Annotated in this window: 20 protein-coding genes; 12 read left to right on the top strand and 8 right to left on the bottom strand. The window is 73.0% G+C overall.

Features of this window, described 5'->3' with window-relative positions; genetic code table 11:
- The first annotated feature begins 25 nt into the window (after positions 1 to 25).
- Positions 26 to 1,627 carry a phosphoglycerate dehydrogenase gene (gene serA, locus C6361_RS25380; RefSeq protein WP_107269217.1) on the top strand — a complete coding sequence of 534 codons (1,602 nt, stop codon included), beginning with the start codon at positions 26 to 28 and terminating at the stop codon, positions 1,625 to 1,627.
- Between the two features lie 59 nt (positions 1,628 to 1,686).
- On the opposite strand, the gene C6361_RS25375 is transcribed toward serA, so the two are convergent.
- On the bottom strand, positions 1,687 to 2,040 hold the full coding sequence (locus tag C6361_RS25375) for a hypothetical protein (RefSeq protein WP_107258376.1): 354 nt from the start codon (positions 2,038 to 2,040) through the stop codon (positions 1,687 to 1,689).
- Between the two features lie 459 nt (positions 2,041 to 2,499).
- Positions 2,500 to 3,357 (bottom strand): FAD:protein FMN transferase, encoded by an 858-nt coding sequence (locus C6361_RS25370; protein ID WP_107271171.1) that lies wholly within the window; start codon positions 3,355 to 3,357, stop codon positions 2,500 to 2,502.
- A gap of 249 nt (positions 3,358 to 3,606) precedes the next feature.
- Between C6361_RS25370 and C6361_RS25365 the strand changes: the two genes are divergently transcribed.
- Both C6361_RS25365 and C6361_RS25360 read left to right on the top strand, forming a co-directional pair.
- Complete coding sequence (locus C6361_RS25365) at positions 3,607 to 4,638, top strand: 3-isopropylmalate dehydrogenase (protein ID WP_107263922.1); 1,032 nt, start codon at positions 3,607 to 3,609, stop codon at positions 4,636 to 4,638.
- Between the two features lie 186 nt (positions 4,639 to 4,824).
- The gene (locus tag C6361_RS25360) at positions 4,825 to 5,922 is read left to right on the top strand and encodes a branched-chain amino acid aminotransferase (RefSeq protein ID WP_107258377.1); all 1,098 of its coding nucleotides are present in this window, start codon (positions 4,825 to 4,827) and stop codon (positions 5,920 to 5,922) included.
- Between the two features lie 59 nt (positions 5,923 to 5,981).
- Here C6361_RS25360 and C6361_RS25355 read toward each other — a convergent pair whose 3' ends face one another.
- Both C6361_RS25355 and C6361_RS25350 read right to left on the bottom strand, forming a co-directional pair.
- Entirely contained in the window at positions 5,982 to 6,719 is a 738-nt protein-coding gene (locus C6361_RS25355) for a tyrosine-protein phosphatase (protein WP_107269216.1), read from the bottom strand.
- 121 nt (positions 6,720 to 6,840) lie between these two features.
- Positions 6,841 to 7,314, bottom strand: coding sequence for a PRC-barrel domain-containing protein (locus tag C6361_RS25350; protein ID WP_107258379.1), 474 nt, complete (start codon positions 7,312 to 7,314; stop codon positions 6,841 to 6,843).
- A 322-nt stretch (positions 7,315 to 7,636) separates the two neighbouring features.
- Between C6361_RS25350 and cimA the strand changes: the two genes are divergently transcribed.
- Both cimA and C6361_RS25340 read left to right on the top strand, forming a co-directional pair.
- Positions 7,637 to 9,226, top strand: a complete 1,590-nt coding sequence (gene cimA, locus C6361_RS25345) for a citramalate synthase (protein WP_107269215.1) — start codon at positions 7,637 to 7,639, stop codon at positions 9,224 to 9,226.
- 531 nt (positions 9,227 to 9,757) lie between these two features.
- On the top strand, positions 9,758 to 10,273 hold the full coding sequence (locus tag C6361_RS25340; RefSeq protein WP_107258381.1) for a hypothetical protein: 516 nt from the start codon (positions 9,758 to 9,760) through the stop codon (positions 10,271 to 10,273).
- A gap of 112 nt (positions 10,274 to 10,385) precedes the next feature.
- On the opposite strand, the gene C6361_RS25335 is transcribed toward C6361_RS25340, so the two are convergent.
- Together C6361_RS25335 and C6361_RS25330 are read right to left on the bottom strand one after the other, a co-directional pair.
- Positions 10,386 to 11,324 carry an endonuclease/exonuclease/phosphatase family protein gene (locus tag C6361_RS25335; RefSeq protein WP_107271170.1) on the bottom strand — a complete coding sequence of 313 codons (939 nt, stop codon included), beginning with the start codon at positions 11,322 to 11,324 and terminating at the stop codon, positions 10,386 to 10,388.
- 125 nt (positions 11,325 to 11,449) lie between these two features.
- Positions 11,450 to 12,586, bottom strand: a complete 1,137-nt coding sequence (locus C6361_RS25330) for a hypothetical protein (RefSeq protein WP_107269214.1) — start codon at positions 12,584 to 12,586, stop codon at positions 11,450 to 11,452.
- A 170-nt stretch (positions 12,587 to 12,756) separates the two neighbouring features.
- On the opposite strand from C6361_RS25330, the gene C6361_RS25325 reads away from it, so the two are divergent.
- The 5 genes from C6361_RS25325 to arfB all read left to right on the top strand — a co-directional run bounded on the left by C6361_RS25325 (position 12,757) and on the right by arfB (position 17,234).
- Positions 12,757 to 13,806: a MoxR family ATPase gene (locus tag C6361_RS25325; RefSeq protein WP_107258383.1), complete on the top strand. Its 1,050-nt coding sequence runs from the start codon at positions 12,757 to 12,759 to the stop codon at positions 13,804 to 13,806.
- 86 nt (positions 13,807 to 13,892) lie between these two features.
- The gene (locus C6361_RS25320) at positions 13,893 to 14,879 is read left to right on the top strand and encodes a DUF58 domain-containing protein (RefSeq protein WP_107263924.1); all 987 of its coding nucleotides are present in this window, start codon (positions 13,893 to 13,895) and stop codon (positions 14,877 to 14,879) included.
- Complete coding sequence (locus C6361_RS25315) at positions 14,876 to 15,835, top strand: VWA domain-containing protein (RefSeq protein WP_107269213.1); 960 nt, start codon at positions 14,876 to 14,878, stop codon at positions 15,833 to 15,835. Before C6361_RS25320 ends, C6361_RS25315 begins: the two co-directional genes overlap by 4 nt.
- 86 nt (positions 15,836 to 15,921) lie before the next feature.
- Entirely contained in the window at positions 15,922 to 16,794 is an 873-nt protein-coding gene (locus C6361_RS25310; RefSeq protein WP_107269212.1) for a S1C family serine protease, read from the top strand.
- 17 nt (positions 16,795 to 16,811) lie between these two features.
- Positions 16,812 to 17,234, top strand: coding sequence for an alternative ribosome rescue aminoacyl-tRNA hydrolase ArfB (gene arfB, locus C6361_RS25305; protein WP_107269211.1), 423 nt, complete (start codon positions 16,812 to 16,814; stop codon positions 17,232 to 17,234).
- Positions 17,235 to 17,248: 14 nt separating this feature from the next.
- On the opposite strand, the gene C6361_RS25300 is transcribed toward arfB, so the two are convergent.
- Positions 17,249 to 18,286, bottom strand: a complete 1,038-nt coding sequence (locus C6361_RS25300; RefSeq protein ID WP_107269210.1) for an aminotransferase class V-fold PLP-dependent enzyme — start codon at positions 18,284 to 18,286, stop codon at positions 17,249 to 17,251.
- 93 nt (positions 18,287 to 18,379) lie between these two features.
- On the opposite strand from C6361_RS25300, the gene C6361_RS25295 reads away from it, so the two are divergent.
- Both C6361_RS25295 and C6361_RS25290 read left to right on the top strand, forming a co-directional pair.
- Positions 18,380 to 19,096 (top strand): TetR/AcrR family transcriptional regulator, encoded by a 717-nt coding sequence (locus C6361_RS25295; RefSeq protein WP_107269209.1) that lies wholly within the window; start codon positions 18,380 to 18,382, stop codon positions 19,094 to 19,096.
- A 108-nt stretch (positions 19,097 to 19,204) separates the two neighbouring features.
- Positions 19,205 to 19,963 (top strand): SDR family oxidoreductase, encoded by a 759-nt coding sequence (locus tag C6361_RS25290; RefSeq protein WP_107269208.1) that lies wholly within the window; start codon positions 19,205 to 19,207, stop codon positions 19,961 to 19,963.
- A 27-nt stretch (positions 19,964 to 19,990) separates the two neighbouring features.
- Here the strand turns inward: C6361_RS25290 and C6361_RS25285 are convergent, their stop codons facing one another.
- The gene (locus C6361_RS25285; protein WP_107269207.1) at positions 19,991 to 20,872 is read right to left on the bottom strand and encodes a 3-methyladenine DNA glycosylase; all 882 of its coding nucleotides are present in this window, start codon (positions 20,870 to 20,872) and stop codon (positions 19,991 to 19,993) included.
- Positions 20,873 to 20,904 lie beyond the last annotated feature (32 nt).

The following is a 20,904-nucleotide window of genomic DNA, read 5'->3' as shown; positions in this document are numbered from 1 at the left end:
GCCCGGACGACATATACGAGGACCAATGACTCCCGTCGTACTGATCGCTGAAGAGCTCGCTCCCGCCGCAATCGACGTGCTCGCGCACGACTTCGACGTACGCCACGTCGACGGTACCGACCGCCCTGCCCTGCTCAGCGCGCTCGCCGAGGCGGACGCGGTCATCGTACGCAGCGCCACCCAGGTCGACGCCGAGGCGATCGCCGCCGCCCCCCGACTCAAGGTGGTCGCCCGGGCCGGCGTCGGGCTGGACAACGTCGAGGTGCCGGCCGCGACCGCCCGGGGCGTGATGGTGGTCAACGCGCCGACCTCCAACATCGTCTCCGCCGCCGAGCAGGCGCTCGCGCTGCTGCTGGCCGTCGCCCGGAACACGGCGAGCGCCAGCGCCGCGCTGAAGGCGGGGGAGTGGAAGCGGTCCAAGTACACCGGGGTGGAGATCCAGGGCAAGACCGTGGGCGTGGTCGGGCTCGGCCGGATCGGGGTGCTCTTCGCGCAGCGGATCGCGGCCTTCGGCACCCGGCTGATCGCGTACGACCCGTACGTGCAACCGGCCCGGGCGGCGCAGCTCGGCGTACGCCTGGTCGGGCTGGAGGAGCTGCTCCGGGAGAGCGACTTCATCTCGATCCACCTGCCGAAGACCCCGGAGACGGTCGGTCTGATCGGTGAGAAGGAACTCGCCCTCGTCAAGCCGGGGGTCCGGATCGTCAACGCGGCCCGGGGCGGCCTGATCGACGAGCAGGCGCTGGCCGACGCGATCGCCGAGGGGCGGGTCGGCGGCGCCGGCATCGACGTGTACTCCAAGGAGCCCTGCACCGCCTCGCCGCTCTTCGCCTTCGACAACGTGGTGGCCACCCCGCACCTGGGCGCCTCCACCGCCGAGGCGCAGGACAAGGCGGGCCTTGCGGTGGCCCGCAGCGTCAAGCTCGCCCTCCAGGGCGAGTTCGTGCCGGACGCGGTGAACGTGCAGGCCGGCGGCGTGGTCGCCGAGGACGTCCGGCCGCTGCTGCCGCTGGCCGAGAAGCTCGGCAAGGTCTTCACGGCGGTGGCCGGCGGGGTCGCCGCCAGCGTCACCGTCGAGGTGCGCGGCGAGATCGTCGCCAACGACGTCTCGGTGCTGAAGCTGGCCGCCACGAAGGGCATCTTCACCTCGATCGTCGAGGAGCAGGTGAGCTACGTCAACGCGCCGCTGCTCGCCGCCGACCGGGGCGTCACGGTGGCCCTGACCACGCACGCGGAGACCATCGACCACCCGAACCTGGTCACCGTGCACGGTGCGCTGCCGGACGGCCGGACCGTCTCCGTCTCCGGCACCGCCGTGCACACCGGCAACCGCGACGTGCTCAAGCTGACCGAAGTGGACGGCTTCGACCTGGAACTCGGCGCGGACGGCATCCTGCTCTTCTTCCGCTACGTCGACAAGCCCGGCGTGGTCGGCAGCATCGGCTCGATCCTCGGCGAGGCGGGCGTCAACATCGCGGCGATGCAGGTGGCCCGCCGGGAGGCCGGCGGCGAGGCGCTGATGACCCTGACCGTGGACTCGGCGACCGCGGCCGAGCTGCTCAGCTCGGCCGCCGACTCGATCGGCGCGGTCGCGGCGAGCGCCGCCGACCTGCGCGACGAGGTGTGAGCGGCGCCTGACACCTGCGGCCCGGGCGGGGCGATCGGGGTACGGTCGCCCCGCCCGGGTCAGCCGTTCACCGGGGTCGGCGGCGGATAGACCGAGCCGTCCTGCGGGTCGAGCAGCATCAGGCCGTGCTGCGCGGCCAACCGTTCGATGTCGAGCAGCACCTGGTCGGCACAGGACTCGTCGAGCTTCATCTCGACGTGGTCGGCGGCGACGTGCAGCGGGGTCACCGCCCACGGCGTACCCGGCCCCGGCCGGTCCGGATAGCCCGCGGTGATCGCCCGGTAGAACGCCGAGATCCGCCGGTCCGGACTCCCCTCGGCATGGACACCCTGCCGGCACCGGCCGTGGGCCGCGCGTACGTCCTCGTCGGCGGCGCCGGCCCCGAGCGCCCATACGATCAGATCGAAGCTCACACCGGGCTCCCGTGTCCCAAGAGTGTTGACAGATCAGAACTCACGGGGGTACAGGGTGCCACTGAGTCGGCGACCTTTTCTCGGATACCCCGCCGACACGCGGAAGGGCGACTCTTGCGGGGACTCGCGTCGGGTCTATAGCGTATTGACGCGGATACCCGGTGAGTTCCTAGGCGTGGGCTCGTCTTCGGGTGATGAGGCGTCGCGCCGGCCGGGTAGCCAGCACCCCCGTGTGCGCGAGCCACGCGCACTCGTCGCTGATCGGCCCCCGCGATCGTTGCCGAGATCGCGGGGGCCGATCGCGCTTGCGCCGCCGGACCCGTCGCTCCACGGTCTGATCACCTGGGTGGCCGTGCACTGCGTGCGGTGACGGGAGTCGGCAATGAGCTGCCGGGCCGACTCAGGGCCGTCGGGCAGGGGCAGGGCCGTCGGGCAGGGGCAGGGCCGCGCCGGGCAGGGTCAGCGGGCGGTGGCGAAGAGGGCCCGGTAACCGTCCCGGGTGGGGAACCAGTCCAGGCCGGGGCGCCCGGCGGCGAAGAGCGCGGTCGCGTACCCGTCGGCGACCGCCAGGTCCGGGCCGGTGACCGTGGCCGCGAGCAGCTTGTCGGCCGGCTGCCCGGTGTGCGGGTCGACCACGTGGTCGCGCCGGCCGGCGACGCCGGAGGTGCCGATCGCCCCGGAGGTCATCTCCAGCATCATCGGCTGCCGGTCGCCCTGCGTCGGGTGGTGCACCGCGACCCGCCACGGGCCGCCGTGCGGCGCGTGGCCGCGTACCACCAGATCCGCGCCGCTGATCACGGCGTAGTCCTCGATGCCGGCGGCGCGCAGCCGGGCGGCGGCCCGCTCCACCGCCCAGCCGACCAGCAGGCCGCCCGGGTCGAAGCCGCCGGGCACCGCCCAGGCGTCGAACCAGCCGTCGGTGGCGGCCCGCATCGCGGCGCACCGGGCGACGATGTCGGCCAGCGGCGGGTACGCGTCCGCGGAGATCTCGCCCCGGCGCAGCCGGGAGACCAGGCTTTCCGGCCGGGCCGGACTGTAGGTGAGGTCGATGGCCCGCAGTTCGGCGACGGCGTCCCGCAGCGCGTCGCCGACGCCGCGCCAGCCGACCGCACCCATGCCGTTGAGCACCAGGGTGTATTCGGCGATCGAGGTCTGCACGGTGTGCCGGGCGACCACCCGGTCGGTCAGGGTCGCGCCGGGCCGGACGTTGCGCCAGCCGGCGCCCAACCGCAGGTCCGGCCGTCCCCGGCCTACGGCGGGCGCCGGCGGCAGGCTCCGGCTACGCTGTCCCCGACTTCGGCCGCCCGGGATTCGCATGTTCGCCCCCTGGATCCGCACGTTCGCCCCCTGGATCCGCGTCTCGCCCCTCCGGCCCGGTCGCCGTCGCCAGCCCGCGAGCCGTTCTCCGCGCTCACCATAGGAAGCGAAGATGGCCAGAGCATGAGTACTGGCTGAGAAGCTCCTGTGCAGTTGACATTCCAGATGTTGGGAGTGGCGTACCGGGAGCCGGGACGGTCCCTTAACGTTCCCTAGACACGACGGAGGCAAGGGAGCTGGGACGTGGCGGTGGCGCGGATCGCGGTGGTGGCTGGCGACGGCATCGGGCCGGAGGTGGTCGCGCAGGCCCGCAAGGTGCTCGACGCCGTACTGCCGGGGGTCGAGGCCACCGAGTACGACCTCGGGGCCGCCCGCTACCACCGGACCGGCGAGGTGCTGCCCGACTCCGTGCTCACCGAGCTGGCCGGGCACGACGCGATCCTGCTCGGCGCGGTCGGCGACCCCACCGTGCCGCCCGGGGTGCTGGAGCGCGGCCTGCTGCTCAAGCTCCGCTTCGAGTTCGACCAGTACGTCAACCTCCGGCCGTCCCGGCTCTGGCCGGGCACCGCCGGCCCGCTCGCCAGCGTCAAGCCGAACGAGATCGACCTGGTGGTCGTCCGGGAGGGCACCGAGGGCCTCTACGCCGGGGCCGGCGGCACGCTGCACCGGGACACCCCGGCCGAGATCGCCACCGAGGAGAGCCTGAACACCCGGCACGGCGTCGAGCGGGTGATCCGGGACGCGTTCGCCCGGGCGGGGCGCCGGGAGCGCCGCAAGGTCACCCTGGTGCACAAGACCAACGTGCTGACCCACGCCGGCTCGCTCTGGGCCCGGGCCTTCGCCTCGGTCGCCGCCGAGCACCCGGACATCGAGACCGAATACCAGCACGTCGACGCCGCCGCGATGTTCCTGGTCACCCAGCCGCAGCGCTACGACGTGGTGGTCACCGACAACCTCTTCGGGGACATTCTCACCGACATCGCGGCCGCCGTCACCGGCGGGATCGGGCTCGCCGCCAGCGGCAGCATCAACCCCGAGCGGGCGTACCCGTCGATGTTCGAGCCGGTGCACGGCTCGGCGCCGGACATCGCCGGCCAGGGCGTCGCCGACCCGGCCGCCGCGGTGCTCTCCACCGCGCTGCTCCTCGACCACCTGGGCCACCCCGACGCGGCCCGCCGAGTAACCGAGGCGGTCGCCGCCGAGCTCGCCTCCCGGGGCCCCGGCTCGGCACGGCGCACCGCCGACATCGGAGACCGGCTCGCCGCCCACGCGGCCTCCTGAGCCGCCCGCCCGTTCCGCCCGCAGAGCCTGGCAGGCCGCCGGATCTGCGCGAAGGCGCGGGTGGTGCGGCCCGCCGGTCGCCCGGAGGGTCGAGGTTGAACGACCGTTCGGGTAAGTTTCAGGCACAACTCCCACGTTCCGGCCGCCCGTCCCCGGGCGCCGGTCCACTCTCTGGAGGTCAGCACGATGAGCGGTGGTGACAAGCTCGACTTCGAGATCCGTCCGAATCCTCAGCCGGTAGCCGCCGCCGAGCGCGCGGCGCTGATGGCCAACCCGGGATTCGGTCGGGTCTTCACCGACCACATGGTCACGATCCGGTACGCCGAGGGCAAGGGCTGGTACGACGCCCGGGTGGAGGCCCGGGCGCCGATCCCGATGGACCCGGCGAGCGCGGTGCTGCACTACGCCCAGGAGATCTTCGAGGGGCTGAAGGCGTACTCGGCGGCGGACGGCTCGGTGACGATGTTCCGGCCGGACGCGAACGCCGCCCGGTTCAACGACTCGGCCCGGCGGATGGCCATGCCCGAGCTGCCGGAGGCGGTGTTCCTGGACTCGCTACGGCACCTGATCGAGATCGACCGGGCCTGGCTGCCCACCACCGACGAGGCCAGCCTCTACCTGCGGCCGTTCATGTTCGCCAACGAGGTCTTCCTCGGGGTGCGCCCGGCCAACGAGTACCTCTTCGTGGTGATCGCCTCGCCGGTCGGCTCGTACTTCGCCCGGGGCGTGCAGCCGGTCGACGTCTGGGTCTCGCCCACCTACACCCGGGCCGCGCCCGGCGGCACCGGCGAGGCGAAGTTCGGCGGCAACTACGCCGCCTCGCTGGCGGCCCAGGCCGAGGCGATGGAGCACGGCTGCGACCAGGTGGTCTTCCTCGACGCCGTGCAGCGGCGGTACGTCGACGAACTCGGTGGCATGAACATCTTCTTCGTCTACGACGACGGGAGCATCGTCACCCCGCCGCTCGGCGGTACGATCCTGCGCGGCATCACCCGGGAATCGTTGATCACGTTGATCGGGCAGTCCGGCGGTACGGTGCTGGAGCGGCCGGTGGCGTTCGACGAGTGGCGGGCCGACGCGGCCAGCGGCCGGCTGCGCGAGGTCTTCGCCTGTGGTACCGCCGCCGTGATCACCCCGATCGGCCAGGTGCGCTACCCGGACGGGGAGTTCCCGATCGCCGACGGCAGTCCCGGCGAGGTCACCATGCGACTGCGGCAGCAGCTCGTCGACATCCAGCGGGGCCGGGCCGAGGACCGCAACGGCTGGATCCACCGGATCGGCTGAGCGTCCGCCCGCCGCACCCCCGCCCGACGGCGCGCGGTGGGTGCGGCGGGCGGCGCGGGTCAGCTCAGGAGGTGGGTGCGGAGGGCGTCGATCCGGGACGGGGCCAGGCCGGCGCCGACCAGGTAGTCCGGCACCGAACCGTGCCGGTCGCGCAGCTCGGCCAGGAACAGGGTCATCGCCTCGGCCGGCGAGGCGAGGAACGGGGCCGGCAGCGGCGGCTCGTCCGGCATGGTGCTGGCCAGCCACTCGCTGAACCGGGCCGAGGCGGCGGTGCTCCGGGCGTAGTCCTCGGCGATGTCGGCGTCGGCGACGCCGAGGACCGACAGGGCCAGCGCGCAGACCACGCCGGTGCGGTCCTTCCCGGCCACGCAGTGCACCAGTACCGGGGCGGCCTCGGCGTCGGCGATCACCTCCAGCGCCGCCACCAGGCCCGCCGAGCCGGTGCTGGCCAGGTCGTGGTAGCGGTCGGCCAGCCAGCGGGCCAGCCCGATCTCCTCGGCGTACGCGGACTCCTGCCAGAGCGCGTGCTCCGGGTGGATGTGCTGGTAGACCAGGCCGTCGTAGGCGGGTACCCGGCCGTGCTGGCGTACCTCGGCGGGCCGGCGCAGGTCGATCACGGTGCGGATGCCGAGCGCCTCGAACGCCTCCCGGTCGATGCCGTCGATCCGGTGCGGTGAGTCCGACCGGTACAACCGCTGCCGGCGGACCAGCCGGCCGTCGAGCCCGGCGACGCCGCCGACGTCCCGGAAGTTGAAGAGGTTCTGGAAGGTCGTCGTACGCGTCGAAGTTCCATCCACCCGACCACCGTAGTGCCTGCGGGGAGCGCCGGTCCGGGCCGGCGATCGCGCCTTCCGGCGGGTAGGACGCCGCTGGCCGGCGGGGCGGAGCCCCACCGGCCAGTCGACTGCGGGTCGCGTGTCACATGGCGCGGCCCGGCGGAACCGTCCAGCCCGAGGCGCCGTACGTGCCGCCGTAGTAGCCACCGAGCTTGTCCCGGTAGGCCGGATCCTCGTGCGTGGCGCCGTCGAACTCCGGAGCGGCCTTGATCTGGTCCTTGCTCCGGTCGACGTACACCTTCTGGTCGTCGTGGTCGACGTGGTTCACCACGCCGGCCGGCAACATGACCTTCTTGCCGAAGATCCACGGGCCGGTGTCCACCACCAGGTAGCTGGCGTTGACCTCGTGACTGGCACTGTCGATCTTGCCAATGCCGCCGTCGGTCGCCTCCACCTTGTAGCCCACCAGGTCGGCGCCGGTCACCCCGGCGTCGTCCCGGTAGCGCCACGGGTCGAACTCGCCCGCGGGCGCTCCGCCCGCGAAGGCACCACCGCCGCCATGGATCAGAGGATCCGGCGTCTGCTGCGGGGTCGTCTGAGGATCGAGCCTGTCCACTGGCTATCACTCCTCTTCTCGACTGTCTCGACGTTCTCCGCTGTCCCGAAGACACCTACCCAGGGTGGTCGATCCCTACACCAGGGGAATTCGGCGAGCCGAGATCCGGTGACCAGTCCCGCGATGTGGATTTTTCCTCCCAGATCCGTGACGGCGTGGCAGAGTACGGTCCGTGACCCGCTCCGCACTCATTATTGGCAGCTAGCGCGCCGGCATCCTTCCCGCCGAGCGCGCAGACCTCCCGCATCCGCGGGGGGTCATTTTGTTTGTCAGGCCGGGACGGCATCGGAGCGGGGTGCGCGCCCTTCTCGAAGGAGATCACATGACGTACCAGGTGTTCGACACGACGTTGCGCGACGGTGCGCAGCGCGAGGGGATCAGCTACTCGGTCGTCGACAAGCTGGCCGTGGCCCGGCTGCTCGACGAGTTCGGCGTCGGATTCATCGAGGGGGGCTGGCCGGGGGCGATGCCGAAGGACACCGAGTTCTTCCGGCGGGCCCGGGCGGAACTCGACCTCAAGCACGCCGTCCTCGTCGCCTTCGGCGCCACCCGCAAGGCCGGGATGGCGGTCGACGCCGACCCGCAGTTGCGCGCGCTGCTGGACGCGGAGACCCCGGCGGTCTGCCTGGTCGCCAAGTCCGACGTCCGGCACGTGGAGCGGGCGCTGCGGACCACCCCGGCGGAGAACCTGGCGATGGTCCGGGACAGCGTGGCCCACCTCGTCGCGCAGGGGCGGCGGGCCTTCCTGGACTGCGAGCACTTCTTCGACGGCTTCCGGCACGACCCGGCGTACACCGCATCGGTGGTGGAGACCGCCCTCGAAGCCGGCGCCGAGGTCGTGGTGATGTGTGACACCAACGGCGGGATGCTGCCCTCCCAGGTGACCGCCGCGATCGGCGAGCTGACCGAGCGGCTCGGGATCTCGCCGGCCCGGCTCGGCATCCACACCCAGAACGACACCGGCTGCGCGGTGGCGAACACCATCGCCGCCGTCGAGGCCGGGGTACGCCACTTCCAGGGCACGGCCAACGGCTACGGCGAGCGGCCCGGCAACGCCGACCTCTTCGCGGTGGTCGCCAACCTGCAACTCAAGCTCGGGCTACCGGTCCTACCGGACGGGTGCCTGGAGCAGATGGTGCGCGTCTCGCACGCCATCGCCGAGATCGCCAACATCGCCCCCGACACCCACCAGGCCTACGTCGGGGCCGCCGCCTTCGCCCACAAGGCGGGGCTGCACGCGAGTGCGATCAAGGTGGATCCGCTGCTCTACAACCATGTGGACCCCGCCGTGCTGGGAAACGACATGCGGATCCTGGTGACGGAGATGGCCGGCCGGGCCAGCATCGAGCTGAAGAGCCGCGAGCTGGGTCTGGACCTGGCCGACCATCCCGACGCCGCTGCCCGGGTCACCAAGCGGGTCAAGGAGCTGGAGGCCGGCGGCTGGTCCTTCGAGGCCGCCGACGCCTCGTTCGAGCTGCTGGTCCGGGCCGAGCTGCCCGGAATGACCGCGCCGCGGCCGTTCGCGCTGGAGTCGTACCGGGTGCTGGTCGAGCACCGCGAGGACGGCGCGGTGGTCTCGGAGGCGACGGTGAAACTCCGGGTACGCGGTGAGCGGGTGATCGCCACCGCCGAGGGGAACGGGCCGATCAACGCCCTCGACGAGGCGCTGCGGGTGGCGCTGCTGCGGCACTACCCGGAGCTGCGCGGGTTCGAGCTGGCCGACTACAAGGTACGGATCCTGGAGGGGAGCCACGGCACCGGCGCGATCACCCGGGTACTGGTGGAGACCGCCGACAGCGGCGGCCGGGACTGGACCACGGTGGGCGTACACCCGAACGTGGTGGAGGCGAGCTGGCACGCACTGGTCGACGCGCTGACGTACGGGGTGGCGCGTACCCCGGCCGAGGTCTGAGCCGACGGACCGAGAGACGGCCCCGCCGCGGTGACGACCGCGGGCGGGGCCGTTCCGTTTCTCCGGCATGCCCGGAGCCGTTTCCCGTAAAAGGCGAAAAATGAATGTGAGATCCGAGAGCGGCACGCATTCTCGAAAATCGCGCTCCGGTTGACGGCCCGTTGTCGGCCGCCCATGTGGACGGACCCGGGCAGGTGAAACCGCTATTGACCTGCTGCTTTGCCGAATGCTATGTTCGCTCATGGTTGTTGAGTGGCCACTCTAAGTAGTATCTGCTGCTGGGCGCGGGGCGACGATCGGTGTCGGTCGGGCGTTCGGCACGCGAAACAATCGTGCGTCAAGGACTGACGCAGCCCTCATTGTCCGGTGGCTCGTCGTTGAAAGCGCCCACGGCAATTGTCGGGCTGGCTATTTCGGTCGCGAGTCTGGACGGGCAAGGGGCGTACCCGGAACAGCAGGTCGGCAGTTCGGACCCATCTCCACCGTCGGAGAGACCATCACCATCCTGGGTAGAAAGAAAGAGATGACGTCATGGCCAGAATCTTTGGACGTAAGACGATCCTGCTAGCCGTCGGAGCGCTCGCGCTGACCCTCGCCGGTGGCGGCATCGCCGTCGCCGGCCCGAGCCACCGCGCCGACCCCGACGCGGTGCGGGTGAACGGCAAGGTGGTCCAGCAGCCAGCGGTCACCCAGGCCGACATCGACCTGGCCAAGGCGGCGCTGCTCAAGGGCGACGCGGCCATCCAGGCGTCGAGCGCACAGCTCTTCGCCGTGGTCAGCGCCAACGGCGGTCTGATCCGCGGCAGCCAGGCCGTCTCGGCGACCTCGCTGGGACTCGGCCTCTACCAGGTGGTCTTCAACGTGCCGGTGGCCAGCGGGGCGTTCGTCGCCACGATCGGGTTGACCGGCAGCGTCGGCACCTCACCGTCCGGTCTCATCTCGGTGGTCGGCCGGACCAACCTGTCCCAGGGCGTCTTCGTGCAGACCTGGAACGCGGCCAACCAGCCGGCGAACCGCAGCTTCCACCTGGCGGTGTTCCTGCCCTGACCCCCGGTGCCCGCCGGCCTCCGTGTCCCCCCGAACGGACACGGAGGCCGGCGGCGTCTGGTGGGGGTGCGCCGCCACGTCGCCGTCCAGACCAGCGGGTCAGCGCGCCGGGTCAGCGGGCCGGCAGGGTCAGCTCGGCCAGTACCGGACGGTGGTCGGAGCCGGGCAGCCGGAACACCGCCACCCGGCCGACCGCGATCCGCCGGTCCACCAGGACGTGGTCGATGGTCACCGGCGGGATCGGATCGCCGTCGTACGGACCCCAGGTGCCGGTGAGGCCGGCCCCGACCGAATCGGCGGCGTCGACGTACCCGGTGTCGAGCAGGTCGCGCAGCGGGGCGTGGTCCAGGGTGGCGTTGAAGTCCCCGGCCAGGATCCGCAGCGGCCCGTCCGGGGTGGCCGGTGGCTGGGCCCGTAGATCCGCCCGCCAGTCCGGCAGCCGGGCCAGCGTGGCGGGCGCCATCGGATGCGCCGACTCCACCAGCACCGCCGGCCCGCCCGGCGGCTGGACCGTCGCGTACGCCTGGGAGAAGCCGCCCCCGTTGCGCCGGATGCCGGTCTCCCGGAGCGGATGGCGGGAGTACAGCGCCGACCCGGTCGTGCCGATCTCCGGGTTGACCTGCCGGTGCGGCAGCAGTCCGGCCAGGCCGAGCCGGTCCAGTGCCGCCTCGGCCGCCGGGGTGAACTCCTGGGCGGCGAGCACGTCGACCCGCTCGCTCCGGACCAGTGCGACCAGCGTCTCCGGATCGGCCGCCCCGGCGAGCAGGTTGGCGGTGAGCACCCGCAGCGGAGGCCCACCGGCGGCCGGCTGCCGGTCCGGCAGCGCGCGGGGCGCGACCAGCGCGACCAGGACGAGCGCGGCGACGGCCGCGACGCCCGCCGCCCACCGGCGCCGTAGGGCCAGGGCCAGCCCGAGCGGCACCGGCGCCCAGGCCGCCAGGTACGGCGTGAACGCGATCAGTTGCACCAGCGGACCCCGTTCCAGCCCGCTGAGCCGTACCGCCGCGAGACCGAGCGCGGGCAGCACCAGCAGCCAGCAGAGCCCGGTCAGCGGCCGTCGACGGGTCCGGTCCGGTACGGCCGGGGGCGGCCGCTCCGAGGCGAGATCGACATCCACACCGGCACGCTAACCGTCGGTTGTGGAGAGCCGGTGAAGATCGTGTGCGGGGTGCGGAGCTAGTGCGGGCCGGGCCAGGTGTTGGTCAGCACCCCGGTCAGCGCGTCGTACTGGTAGACGGTGGTCCGGTGCGGCCGGGTCGACTGGTGCTCCTTCACCTGGGTGACCAGTACGCCGATCTTCACGTGGTCCCGGCTGACCACCGAGCGCCACGGCACGCCGTCCCGGGAGACGTCGACCTGGTGCGAGAAGTCCCCGTCCGGTGCGGTGACCGAGTAGCGAGGCCCGGCCGGCGGGTCGATGTCCAGCCCACCGTCGGCCCGGATGGTGAGGGTGACGACGAGGTTGTTCTCGGGGTCGTGGATCTGCGCCGGGTCCCCGGCGTAGAAGCGGCTGCGGCCCTGGCCCTGGATGTCCATCCCGTTGTAGTAGGTCCTGCCCTGCGCGTCGACCCAGAAGTGCGGCACGTGCGCCCGGGGCGCGCTGTAGGTCAGCCCGGGGTAGTACGCGAGGTGCCAGTGCGGCGGGTTGTCCGGGTGCAGCACGTTGTTGGTCTCGAAGCCCATCAGCGAGAAGAAGTGCCCCTTGCGGCGGGCCTCGGCGACCAGGCCGGAGTCCTGGAGCACCGCCTCGGTCGCGACCAGATAGTTGATCACCGAGGCGGCCTGCGTCGCCGGCCAGGCGACGGTGGTCCACGGCCCGGCCACCCGGTCCGGGTCGTTGTGCTCGATCCGCCAGTGCAGCCCGCTCGACGTCTCCGGGCTGAGCATGCTCCAGACCTGCACGGTCGCCTGGTTGGCGTTCACCGACGACCAGGTCACCGGCAGGGTGAAGCTGATCCGGTACGGCGCACCGGCGTGCCGGCGGATCGCCAGCCGGGTGTCGGTGGCGACCACCGAGCCGACCCAGGTGCCCGGCCAGTCGACGGTGACGGTGACCGCCTCGCTGCGCGGGCCCCGGACGAAGGAGTAGTACTCGGCCCGGCTGGCCACCTGGGTCGAGGCGCCGGTGACGAGTTCGTAGCCGACCGGCAGGGTGATCCGCGGCGTGCCGGGCTCGCCGGGGATCGCCTTCACCAGCCGGAAGCCCGCGTAGCTCGGTGGCGGGAGCGGGTCGGGGGCCGCCGTCGCCGGTGCCGCGAAGAGCAGCACCGAAGCCACCGCCAGCAGCGTCGCCGTGCACCGTCGCAGCAACACAGTGCCTCCCGCGTTTCGTCCCGTCCCGGCTCCGCTGACGGGTTTGTGTGTCGCCGATCCTATTGGTACACCGGAGGATTTGTGCGCCCGGAGATGTGCCTGTGACGGAACTTGTCGTGACGCTGCGGTGGCCACGGGTTTGCCGCGGGTGAGGTCGGGAAGCCCGCACCGTGACGGACATGTCAGACACCGTGGCCACCCGCCCCAGGCCGGTCGAGACGGCTTCCGCCGGCCCCGAGTTGGAACAGGCCCTCTTCGAGGTCAAGCGGGTGATCGTCGGGCAGGACAGGCTGGTGGAACGGCTCTTCACCGCGCTGCTGGCCGACGGGCACTGCCTGCTGGAGGGCGTACCCGGGGTGGCGAAGACCCTCGCCGCGCAGACCCTCGCCGTCGCCGTCGGCGGGACCTTCTCCCGGATCCAGTTCACCCCGGACCTGGTCCCGTCGGACATCGTCGGCACCCGGATCTACCGCGCCTCCTCGGAGAGCTTCGACGTCGAACTCGGCCCGGTGATGGCGAACCTGGTCCTCGCCGACGAGATCAACCGGGCACCGGCCAAGGTGCAGTCGGCGCTGCTGGAGGCGATGGCCGAACGGCAGGTCTCCATCGGCGGACGCAGCTATCCGGTACCGGAACCGTTCCTGGTCCTGGCCACCCAGAACCCGATCGAGTCCGAGGGCGTCTACCAGCTACCCGAGGCCCAACGCGACCGGTTCCTGCTCAAGGTACTCGTCGACTACCCCACCGACGCCGACGAACTCGCCATCCTCTACCGGATGAGCGCGGAGCGGCCGACCGCGCGGGCCGTACTCGACCCGGAGCGGTTGCGCGCCCTCCAGGACCGGGCCTCCCGGGTCTTCGTGCACCACGCACTCGCCGAATACGTCGTACGGCTGATCCTGGCCACCCGCGATCCGGCCCGGTTCGGGGTGCCGGAGGTGGCGCCGCTGCTCGCGTACGGGGCGAGTCCCCGGGCCACCCTCGGCCTGGTCGCCGCCGCCCGGGCACAGGCGCTGCTGCGCGGCCGGGACTACGTGCTCCCCGACGACGTACGCGAACTCGCCACCGACGTGATCGCGCACCGGCTGGTGCTCTCCTTCGACGCGATCGCCGACGGGGTTCCGGCCGAGTCGGTGGTACGCCGGCTGGTCGAGGCGGTCCCGCCGCCCCGGATCGCGCCGAGCCGCGAGGAACAGCGGCGCGGCCTGGCGGTCGCGTGAGCCGGGTCAGCCGGATCGGTCGCCGGGTCGGCCGGATCGGTCGGGAGAGCCCGCCGGGCGAGGACGGCCGGGCGGGTCGGGACGGCGTGCCCGCGCACAGCGGCGACCCCACGCTGGCACAGCTCGCCCCCGAGCACCGGCTGCGCCGGCTGGAACTGCTGGTCACCCGGCGGCTCGACGGGCTGCTGCACGGCCAGCACCTCGGCCTGCTCCCCGGCCCCGGCAGCGAGTTCACCGGCGCCCGGGAATACCGGCCCGGCGAGGACGAGGTACGCCGGATGGACTGGGCGGTGACCGCCCGGACCACCCTGCCGCACGTCCGGGAGGTGGACGCGGACCGGGAACTGACCACCTGGCTGCTCGTCGACTCCACCCCCAGCATGGACTTCGGCACCGCCGAGCTGGACAAGCGGGAACTCGCGGTGGCCGCGACGGCGGCGGTCGGCTTCCTCACCGCCGGGGTGGGCAACCGGCTCGGCGCCCACCTGCTCGACGGCACCGGGATCCGCCGCTTCCCGGCCCGGACCGGCCGGAACCACCTGCTGGGCCTGCTCAACATGCTGCTCGCGGCGCACCGGCGCGACACGTCCGGGACGGCCCCGTCGTTCGCCGACGCGGTGACCACACTGCACCGGGCCACCACCGGCCGGGGCCTGGTGGTGCTGGTCTCCGACTTCCTCGACGGGCTGCCCGAGACCGAGGGCGGCACGCCGGCCTGGGAGCGGGCCGTGCGGCGGCTCGGGGTACGCCACCAGGTGCTGGCGGTCGAGATCGTCGACCCGCGTGAACTGGAGCTGCCGGACGTCGGACTGGTCACGCTGGTCGACCCGGAGACGGGCCGGCGGCGTGAGGTGTCCACGGCGGACCGTCGGCTCCGCGAGCGGTACGCCGCCGCAGCGGCCGGCCAGCGCGAACTGGTCCGGCAGGCGCTGCGCCGCTCGGGCGCCGCGCACCTGTCGCTGCGTACCGACCGGGACTGGGTCGCGGACATCGTCCGGCACGTACACACCCAGCGGCGGCTGGCCGGCACGGCCCGCCCGCCCACGGCAGCGGTACGGGGAGGCACGGCATGACGTGGCAGTCTCCGGAGCGGCTCCTGCTGCTGCTCGGCGTGCTCGGGCTCGGCATCTGGTACGTCGTGCTGCAACGGCGCCGCAGCCGGTACGCCGTCCGCTTCACCAACCTGCGGCTGCTGGACCGGGTCGCGCCGGACCGGCCGTCCTGGCGCCGACACCTGCCGGCCGGGTTGTTCCTGGCCATGATGGCACTGCTGGTGGTCGGCTTCGCCCGGCCGGAGGCGGAGGTCAGGGTGCCCCGGGAGCGGGCCACCGTGATGGTCGCGGTGGACGTCTCGACCTCGATGCTCGCCACCGACGTCGAACCGGACCGGCTGGCGGCGGCGAAGTCGGCGGCGCACCGGTTCGCCGAGACGCTGCCGGACGAGTTCAACGTCGGGCTGGTCGCCTTCGCCGGCAGTGCGGCGGTACTCGTGCCGCCGGGCACCGACCGTTCGGTGCTGCACTCCGGGATCAGGCGGCTCGCCGAGGGGAGCACCGGGGTGCAGGGCACCGCGATCGGCGAGGCGATCGGCACCTCGCTGGAGGCGATCAAGACCTTCGACACCCAGGCCGCGAAGAACCCGCCGCCGGCCCGGATCGTGCTGCTCTCCGACGGGGCGAACACCTCCGGACGCGACCCGATGGACGCGGCCGACGAGGCGGTGCAGGTGGGGGTACCGGTGCACACCATCTCGTTCGGCACCGCCGCCGGCTATGTCGCCCGGGGCGGCCGGCCGATCCGGGTACCGGTGGACGGCCAGACCCTGCGGGCGGTCGCCGAGCAGACCAAGGGCGGCTACCACGAGGCGGGCAGCAGTGCCGAGTTGCGGGCCGTGTACGAGGACATCGGGACATCGGTCGGCTACCGCACGGAGAAGCAGGACATCTCCGCCCGGTTCATCGGCATCGGGCTGCTGCTGGCCCTGGCGGCGGCGGGCGGCTCGATGGCGTGGTTCTCCCGACTGCCGTAGACCGCGCCGGCCCGCTCGGCCCGGCCGAGGCGGAGACCGGCACACCTGCTGGCCCGATCCGACGACGGACTGACGAGGAGTGAGCTATGGCAACGCAGACCGGACTCGGCGAACCCCGCGGTCCATGGTTCATCTCACCCGAACTGGAACCGGACGGGCGAGCAGTTCCGGGCGTACCCGGTGCGGGGCTGCCGGAGCGGGCGGCCCGGCGGCGGCGGGCGCTGCTCGCCGCGCTGGCGGTGGTCGCGCTCTCCATCGGCTCCGGCGGCCTGGCCGGCGGCTGGGTGGCCAGCCAGGAGCCCCCGGGGCAGCCGGGCAAGGCGGCGCAGGCGGCGCTGCCGGCCGACCTGGTGGCCGCGGCCGCGCAGGTGGTGCCCGGCGTCGTCTCGGTGATGGTGGCCGGGGGTGGCAAGTCGGCCAGCGGCTCCGGGTTCGCCATCGACGACCTACAGCACATCGTCACCAACGACCACATCGTGGCCCGGGGCGGCGGCGGGGAGCCCGACGGCGCGGTGATGGTGGAGACCTCGGACGGCCGGCAGTTCCCGGCCCGGCTCGTCGGCCGGGACTCCAGCAGCGACATCGCCGTGCTCCGGGTGCCGCCGTCGGCCGGACTGACGGCGCTGCCGCTGGCCAAGCCCGGCGCCACCCGGGTCGGCGAGCCGGTCCTCGCGGTCGGCTCGCCGCTGGGGCTCGCCGGCACGGTGACCGCCGGCATCGTCAGCGCGCTGGACCGTCAGGTGAAGCTCGGCGACAACCGGCACAGCGCGGTGCAGACCGACGCCTCCATCAATCCGGGCAACTCGGGTGGTCCGCTGGTCAACGCCCGGGGCGAGGTCGTGGGGGTGAACACCGCGATCGCCACCATCGACGGCAGCGGGTCGATCGGGATCGGTTTCGCCATCCCGATCGAGCAGGTGCAGCAGACGGCGGACACCATCATCGGCAAGGGCGGCTGAGCCGTACGGTTGACGCCATGGCACCCCTGACCATCCGACCGGGTCTCGTCATCCCGGAGGCGGAACTGAACTGGCGGTTCTCCCGGTCCAGCGGCCCGGGCGGACAGGGCGTGAACACCACCGACTCCCGGGCGGAACTCTCCTTCGACGTGGCGAACTCGACGGCGCTGCCGGAGCGGCTCAGGGCCCGGGCGCTGGACCGGCTGGGCGGGCGGCTCGTCGACGGGGTACTGACGATCTCGGCGTCGGAGCACCGGGCCCAGCTCCGCAACCGGGAGGCCGCGCTGGCCCGGCTCGCCGCGCTGCTGGCGGACGCGGTCGCGCCGCCACCGCCGCCGAGGCGGCCCACCAAACCGAGTCGCGGCGCCAAGGAGCGCCGGCTCGCCGAGAAGAAGCGCCGCAGCCAGCTCAAGCAGACGCGCCGCCGCGACGTGGACTGACGTCGCGGGGGCGGTCAGGAGGTCAGGGCGGCCAGGGCCAGGTCGACGTCGTGGTCGCTGGAGTAGAGGTGGAACGAGGCGCGTACCCGGCCGGCCCGGACCGCCGCCCGGACACCCGCCGCCGCCAGCTTCTCCGCCGCACCGGGCACGTCCACGGTGACGATCGCGCTGTCCCGGGGCGGCTGGCCGAGCCCGGCCAGGAACCGGTTGGCCAACCCGACGTTGTGCTCCCGGATCGCCGGCGGTCCCACCTCGACGAGGAGTTCCAGGGCCGGGGCCGCGCCGACGAAGCAGAACCAGGCGGGGGAGAGGTCGAACCGGCGGGCGTCGTCGGCCAGCCGCAGCGGCGGCCCGTAGTAGGAGGCGTGCGGGTCGGAGCCGGCGTACCAGTTGGCGGCGAGCGGGGTGATCCGGTCCCGGATCCGGGGCGCCAGATAGCCGAACGCCGCCCCGCGCGGCGCCATCAGCCACTTGTACGCGCCGACGGCGACCACGTCCGCCCGGCCGGCGTCGAAGGGCAGCCAGCCGCAGCCCTGGGTGGCGTCGACCACCACCAGCGCGTCGTGCGCCTCGGCGGCGGCCAGGATCTCGTCGTACCGGGCGACGGTGCCGTCCGCCGACTGGACCAGGCTGAACGCGACGAGGTCGGTGTCGGCGTCGACCGCCTCGGCGAGCCGGTCGACCGGCACGGTGCGGACCCGTACCCCGCGCTCGGCCTGGACCAGCCAGGGGAAGAGGTTGGAGGTGAACTCCACCTCGGGCACCAGCACGGTGGCTCCGGCGGGCAGCGCGGCACCGACCGGGGCGAGCAGTTGGGAGACGGTCGCCCCGACGGTCACGTCCGAGACCGGTACGCCGACCAGCTGGGCGAAGGCGGCCCGGGACCGGGCGGTGGACTCGTCCCACCCCTCCCAGGAGGTACGCCCGGTGCGCCAGTCGGCGAGGGCGGCCTGGAGCGCCTCCCAGGCCGGCTCCGGCGGTAGCCCGTAGCTGGCGGTGTTCAGCCAGCCCGGCTCCGGTTTCCACAACTGTCGCGCCTCGGCTAGATCCACTCGACCAGCGTAGTACGGCCGGACCGGGCGCCCGTAACGACGATTACATCTCGGAGGTAGCGGTGGTACCCCTCCGGTGTTATCGTCGCTTACGTGGATACGAGAACGCGGATTCTGCGGGCTGCGGCCGACCTGCTGGCCCGCTCCCCGGAGGCGGACCTGCTGACCCGGGCGGTCTGCGAGGCCGCCGGGGTGGGCGCGCCGGTGCTCTACCGCCAGTTCGGTGACAAGGAGGGGCTGCTCGCCGCCGTGGTCGACTACGGCTACGAGCAGTACCTCTCCGACAAGCGGGCCGCCGTCCCGTCGGACGACCCGGTCCGGGACCTGCGCAACGGCTGGGACAACCACGTCTCGTTCGCGCTGGAGAACCCGAACTTCTACCGCCTGATGTACTCACCCGGACTCTCCACCCCGCCGGCCGCCGCGACCGAGGCGCACCAACTCCTGCTCGGCGTCCTCGAACGCTGCGCCGCGGCCGGCCGGCTCCGGATCAGTCCGCAGCTCGCCGCCCAGATGGTGATGCCGGCGACCGTGGGGGTCGCACTGCTGCTGATCACCCGCCCGACCATCTACACCGACGCCGCCCAGGTGTCGGCCCGGGTACGCGAGGCGGTCGTCACGGCCATCGTCACCCCGGATCCCTCCGCCGGTCGGGAGCGCACCGCCGAACCGGGCGGCGAGGTGGCGGTGGCCGCCGCGAACCTCGGCGCGCTGCTGCCGACGCTGCCGGACAGTCCGCTCTCGGCGGCCGAGACCGGCCTGCTGCTGGAGTGGCTGACCCGACTCGCCGACCGGCCCGTCACCGGCTGACCCGACCGGCGGGCAGCGACAGCGCGGGCAGCACCCGGGCGCCGCGACCGGCGCCACCCCGCACCCCGAAACCGCACGAACAGCTACGGAACAGCAAGGAGAACTCCTGTGTCCACCCCGTCCGCCCCCGCCACCCCGAACGTTCGTACCGCCGTCGTCACCGGCGGCTCACGCGGCATCGGCCGCCGGGTCGTCACCCGGCTCGCCGCCGACGGCTTCGCCGTCGTGGTCGGCTACGCCGGCAACCAGGTCGAGGCCGAGGCCGCGGTCAAGGAGGTCGAGACGGTCGGCGGCCGGGCGATCGCCGTACGGGCCGACGTGGCCGACGAGCACGCCGTCGCCGAACTCTTCGACACCGCCGAGCGGACCTTCGGCGGCATCGACGTGGTCGTGCACGTGGCCGCCCGGATGCCGCTCGCCCCGCTCGCCGAACTCGACCTGGCCGACCTGGACAGTCTGCACCGGACCAACATCCGGGGCACCTTCGTCGTCGACCAGCAGGCGGTACGCCGGCTCCGCCCCGGCGGCGCGCTGGTCAACTTCTCCTCCTCGGTCGTCGGCCTCGCCTTCCCGAACTACAGCGCCTACGCCGCCAGCAAGGGCGCGGTCGAGGCGATGACCCTGGTGCTGGCCCGGGAGATGCGCGGCCGGGACGTCACCGTCAACGTCGTCGCACCCGGGCCGACCGCCACCGACCTCTTCCTGGGGGCCAACAGCCCGGAGCGGATCGCCCAGCTGGCGGCCCAGCCACCGCTGGAGCGGCTCGGTACCCCGGACGACATCGCCGAGGTGGTGGCCTTCCTGGTCAGCCCGGCCGGGCACTGGGTCAACGGCCAGGTGCTGCGGGCCAACGGCGGGATCATCTGACCCCGGGCGGCACGATCCGGGCCGCCCTCAGTCGATCCCGGCCGGCGTCAGCGCGGCGAGCAGCCGGGCCCGGAGCGCGGCGGCCCGCTCGGCGAAACCGCGCTGGGCGGCGGCGTACTCGGCCCGGCCCTCGGGCGTCTCCACCCGGACCGGCGGATAGCCGAGCGCGGCCAGGTCGTACGGGCTGGCCCGCATGTCCAGGGCGCGGATCTCCCGGGCCAGCGCGAACGCGTCGGCGACCAGTTCGCCCGGCACCAGCGGGGAGAGCTTGTACGCCCACTTGTAGAGATCCATGTTGGCGTGCAGGCAGCCCGGCTGCTCGTTGTCGGCCTGCGTCTCGCGGCTCGGGGCGAGCAGGTTCAGCGGCCGGGCCGGCGCGGTGAAGAACCGGTACGCGTCGAAGTGGCTGCACCGGATCCGGTTGGCCTCCACCACCCGGGCGGTCTGCTCGGGCGAGAGCCGCAGCGGCCAGGCGTTGTGCCGCACCTCCGCCTGGGTCTGCCGGTAGACCATGGCCCACTCGTGCATCCCGAAGCAGCCGAACTGGCCGGGCCGGCCGGCGGTCCGGGTCAGCAGGGTGCGGATCCAGTCGACGGAGTCGCCCCGGCGCCCGCGTACCGCCTCGGTGTCCAGGGTGAGGCCGTCGTCCTCGACCCGGTAGTCCCGACCGAACTCGGCCGGGTCGGCGTCCCGGAGCAGCACACCGGCGCCGGGATGCCAGCGGCGCAGCTGCGCCGGCCGGTGCGAGTAGTAGGTGAAGAGGAAGTCCTCCACCGGATGACGGGTGCCGCTGCCGCGCCGGGCCAGGTGCGGCGCCAGCCACTCGTCCACCCGCCGCTCGTGGGCCGCCCGCCGGGCACGCCAGTCCGCCGCGTCGAGCACGACGGTACGGGCGAGAGCGGCGGTCACCGCTCCAGGGTACGGCGGGGCGGGATGCCGCT

The organism is Plantactinospora sp. BC1, assembly GCF_003030345.1.
In the GTDB taxonomy this organism is placed as follows: Bacteria; Actinomycetota; Actinomycetes; order Mycobacteriales; family Micromonosporaceae; genus Plantactinospora.
The sequence above is the reverse complement of the archived record's forward strand: the minus strand, read 5'-3'. Positions and strand labels throughout refer to the sequence as shown.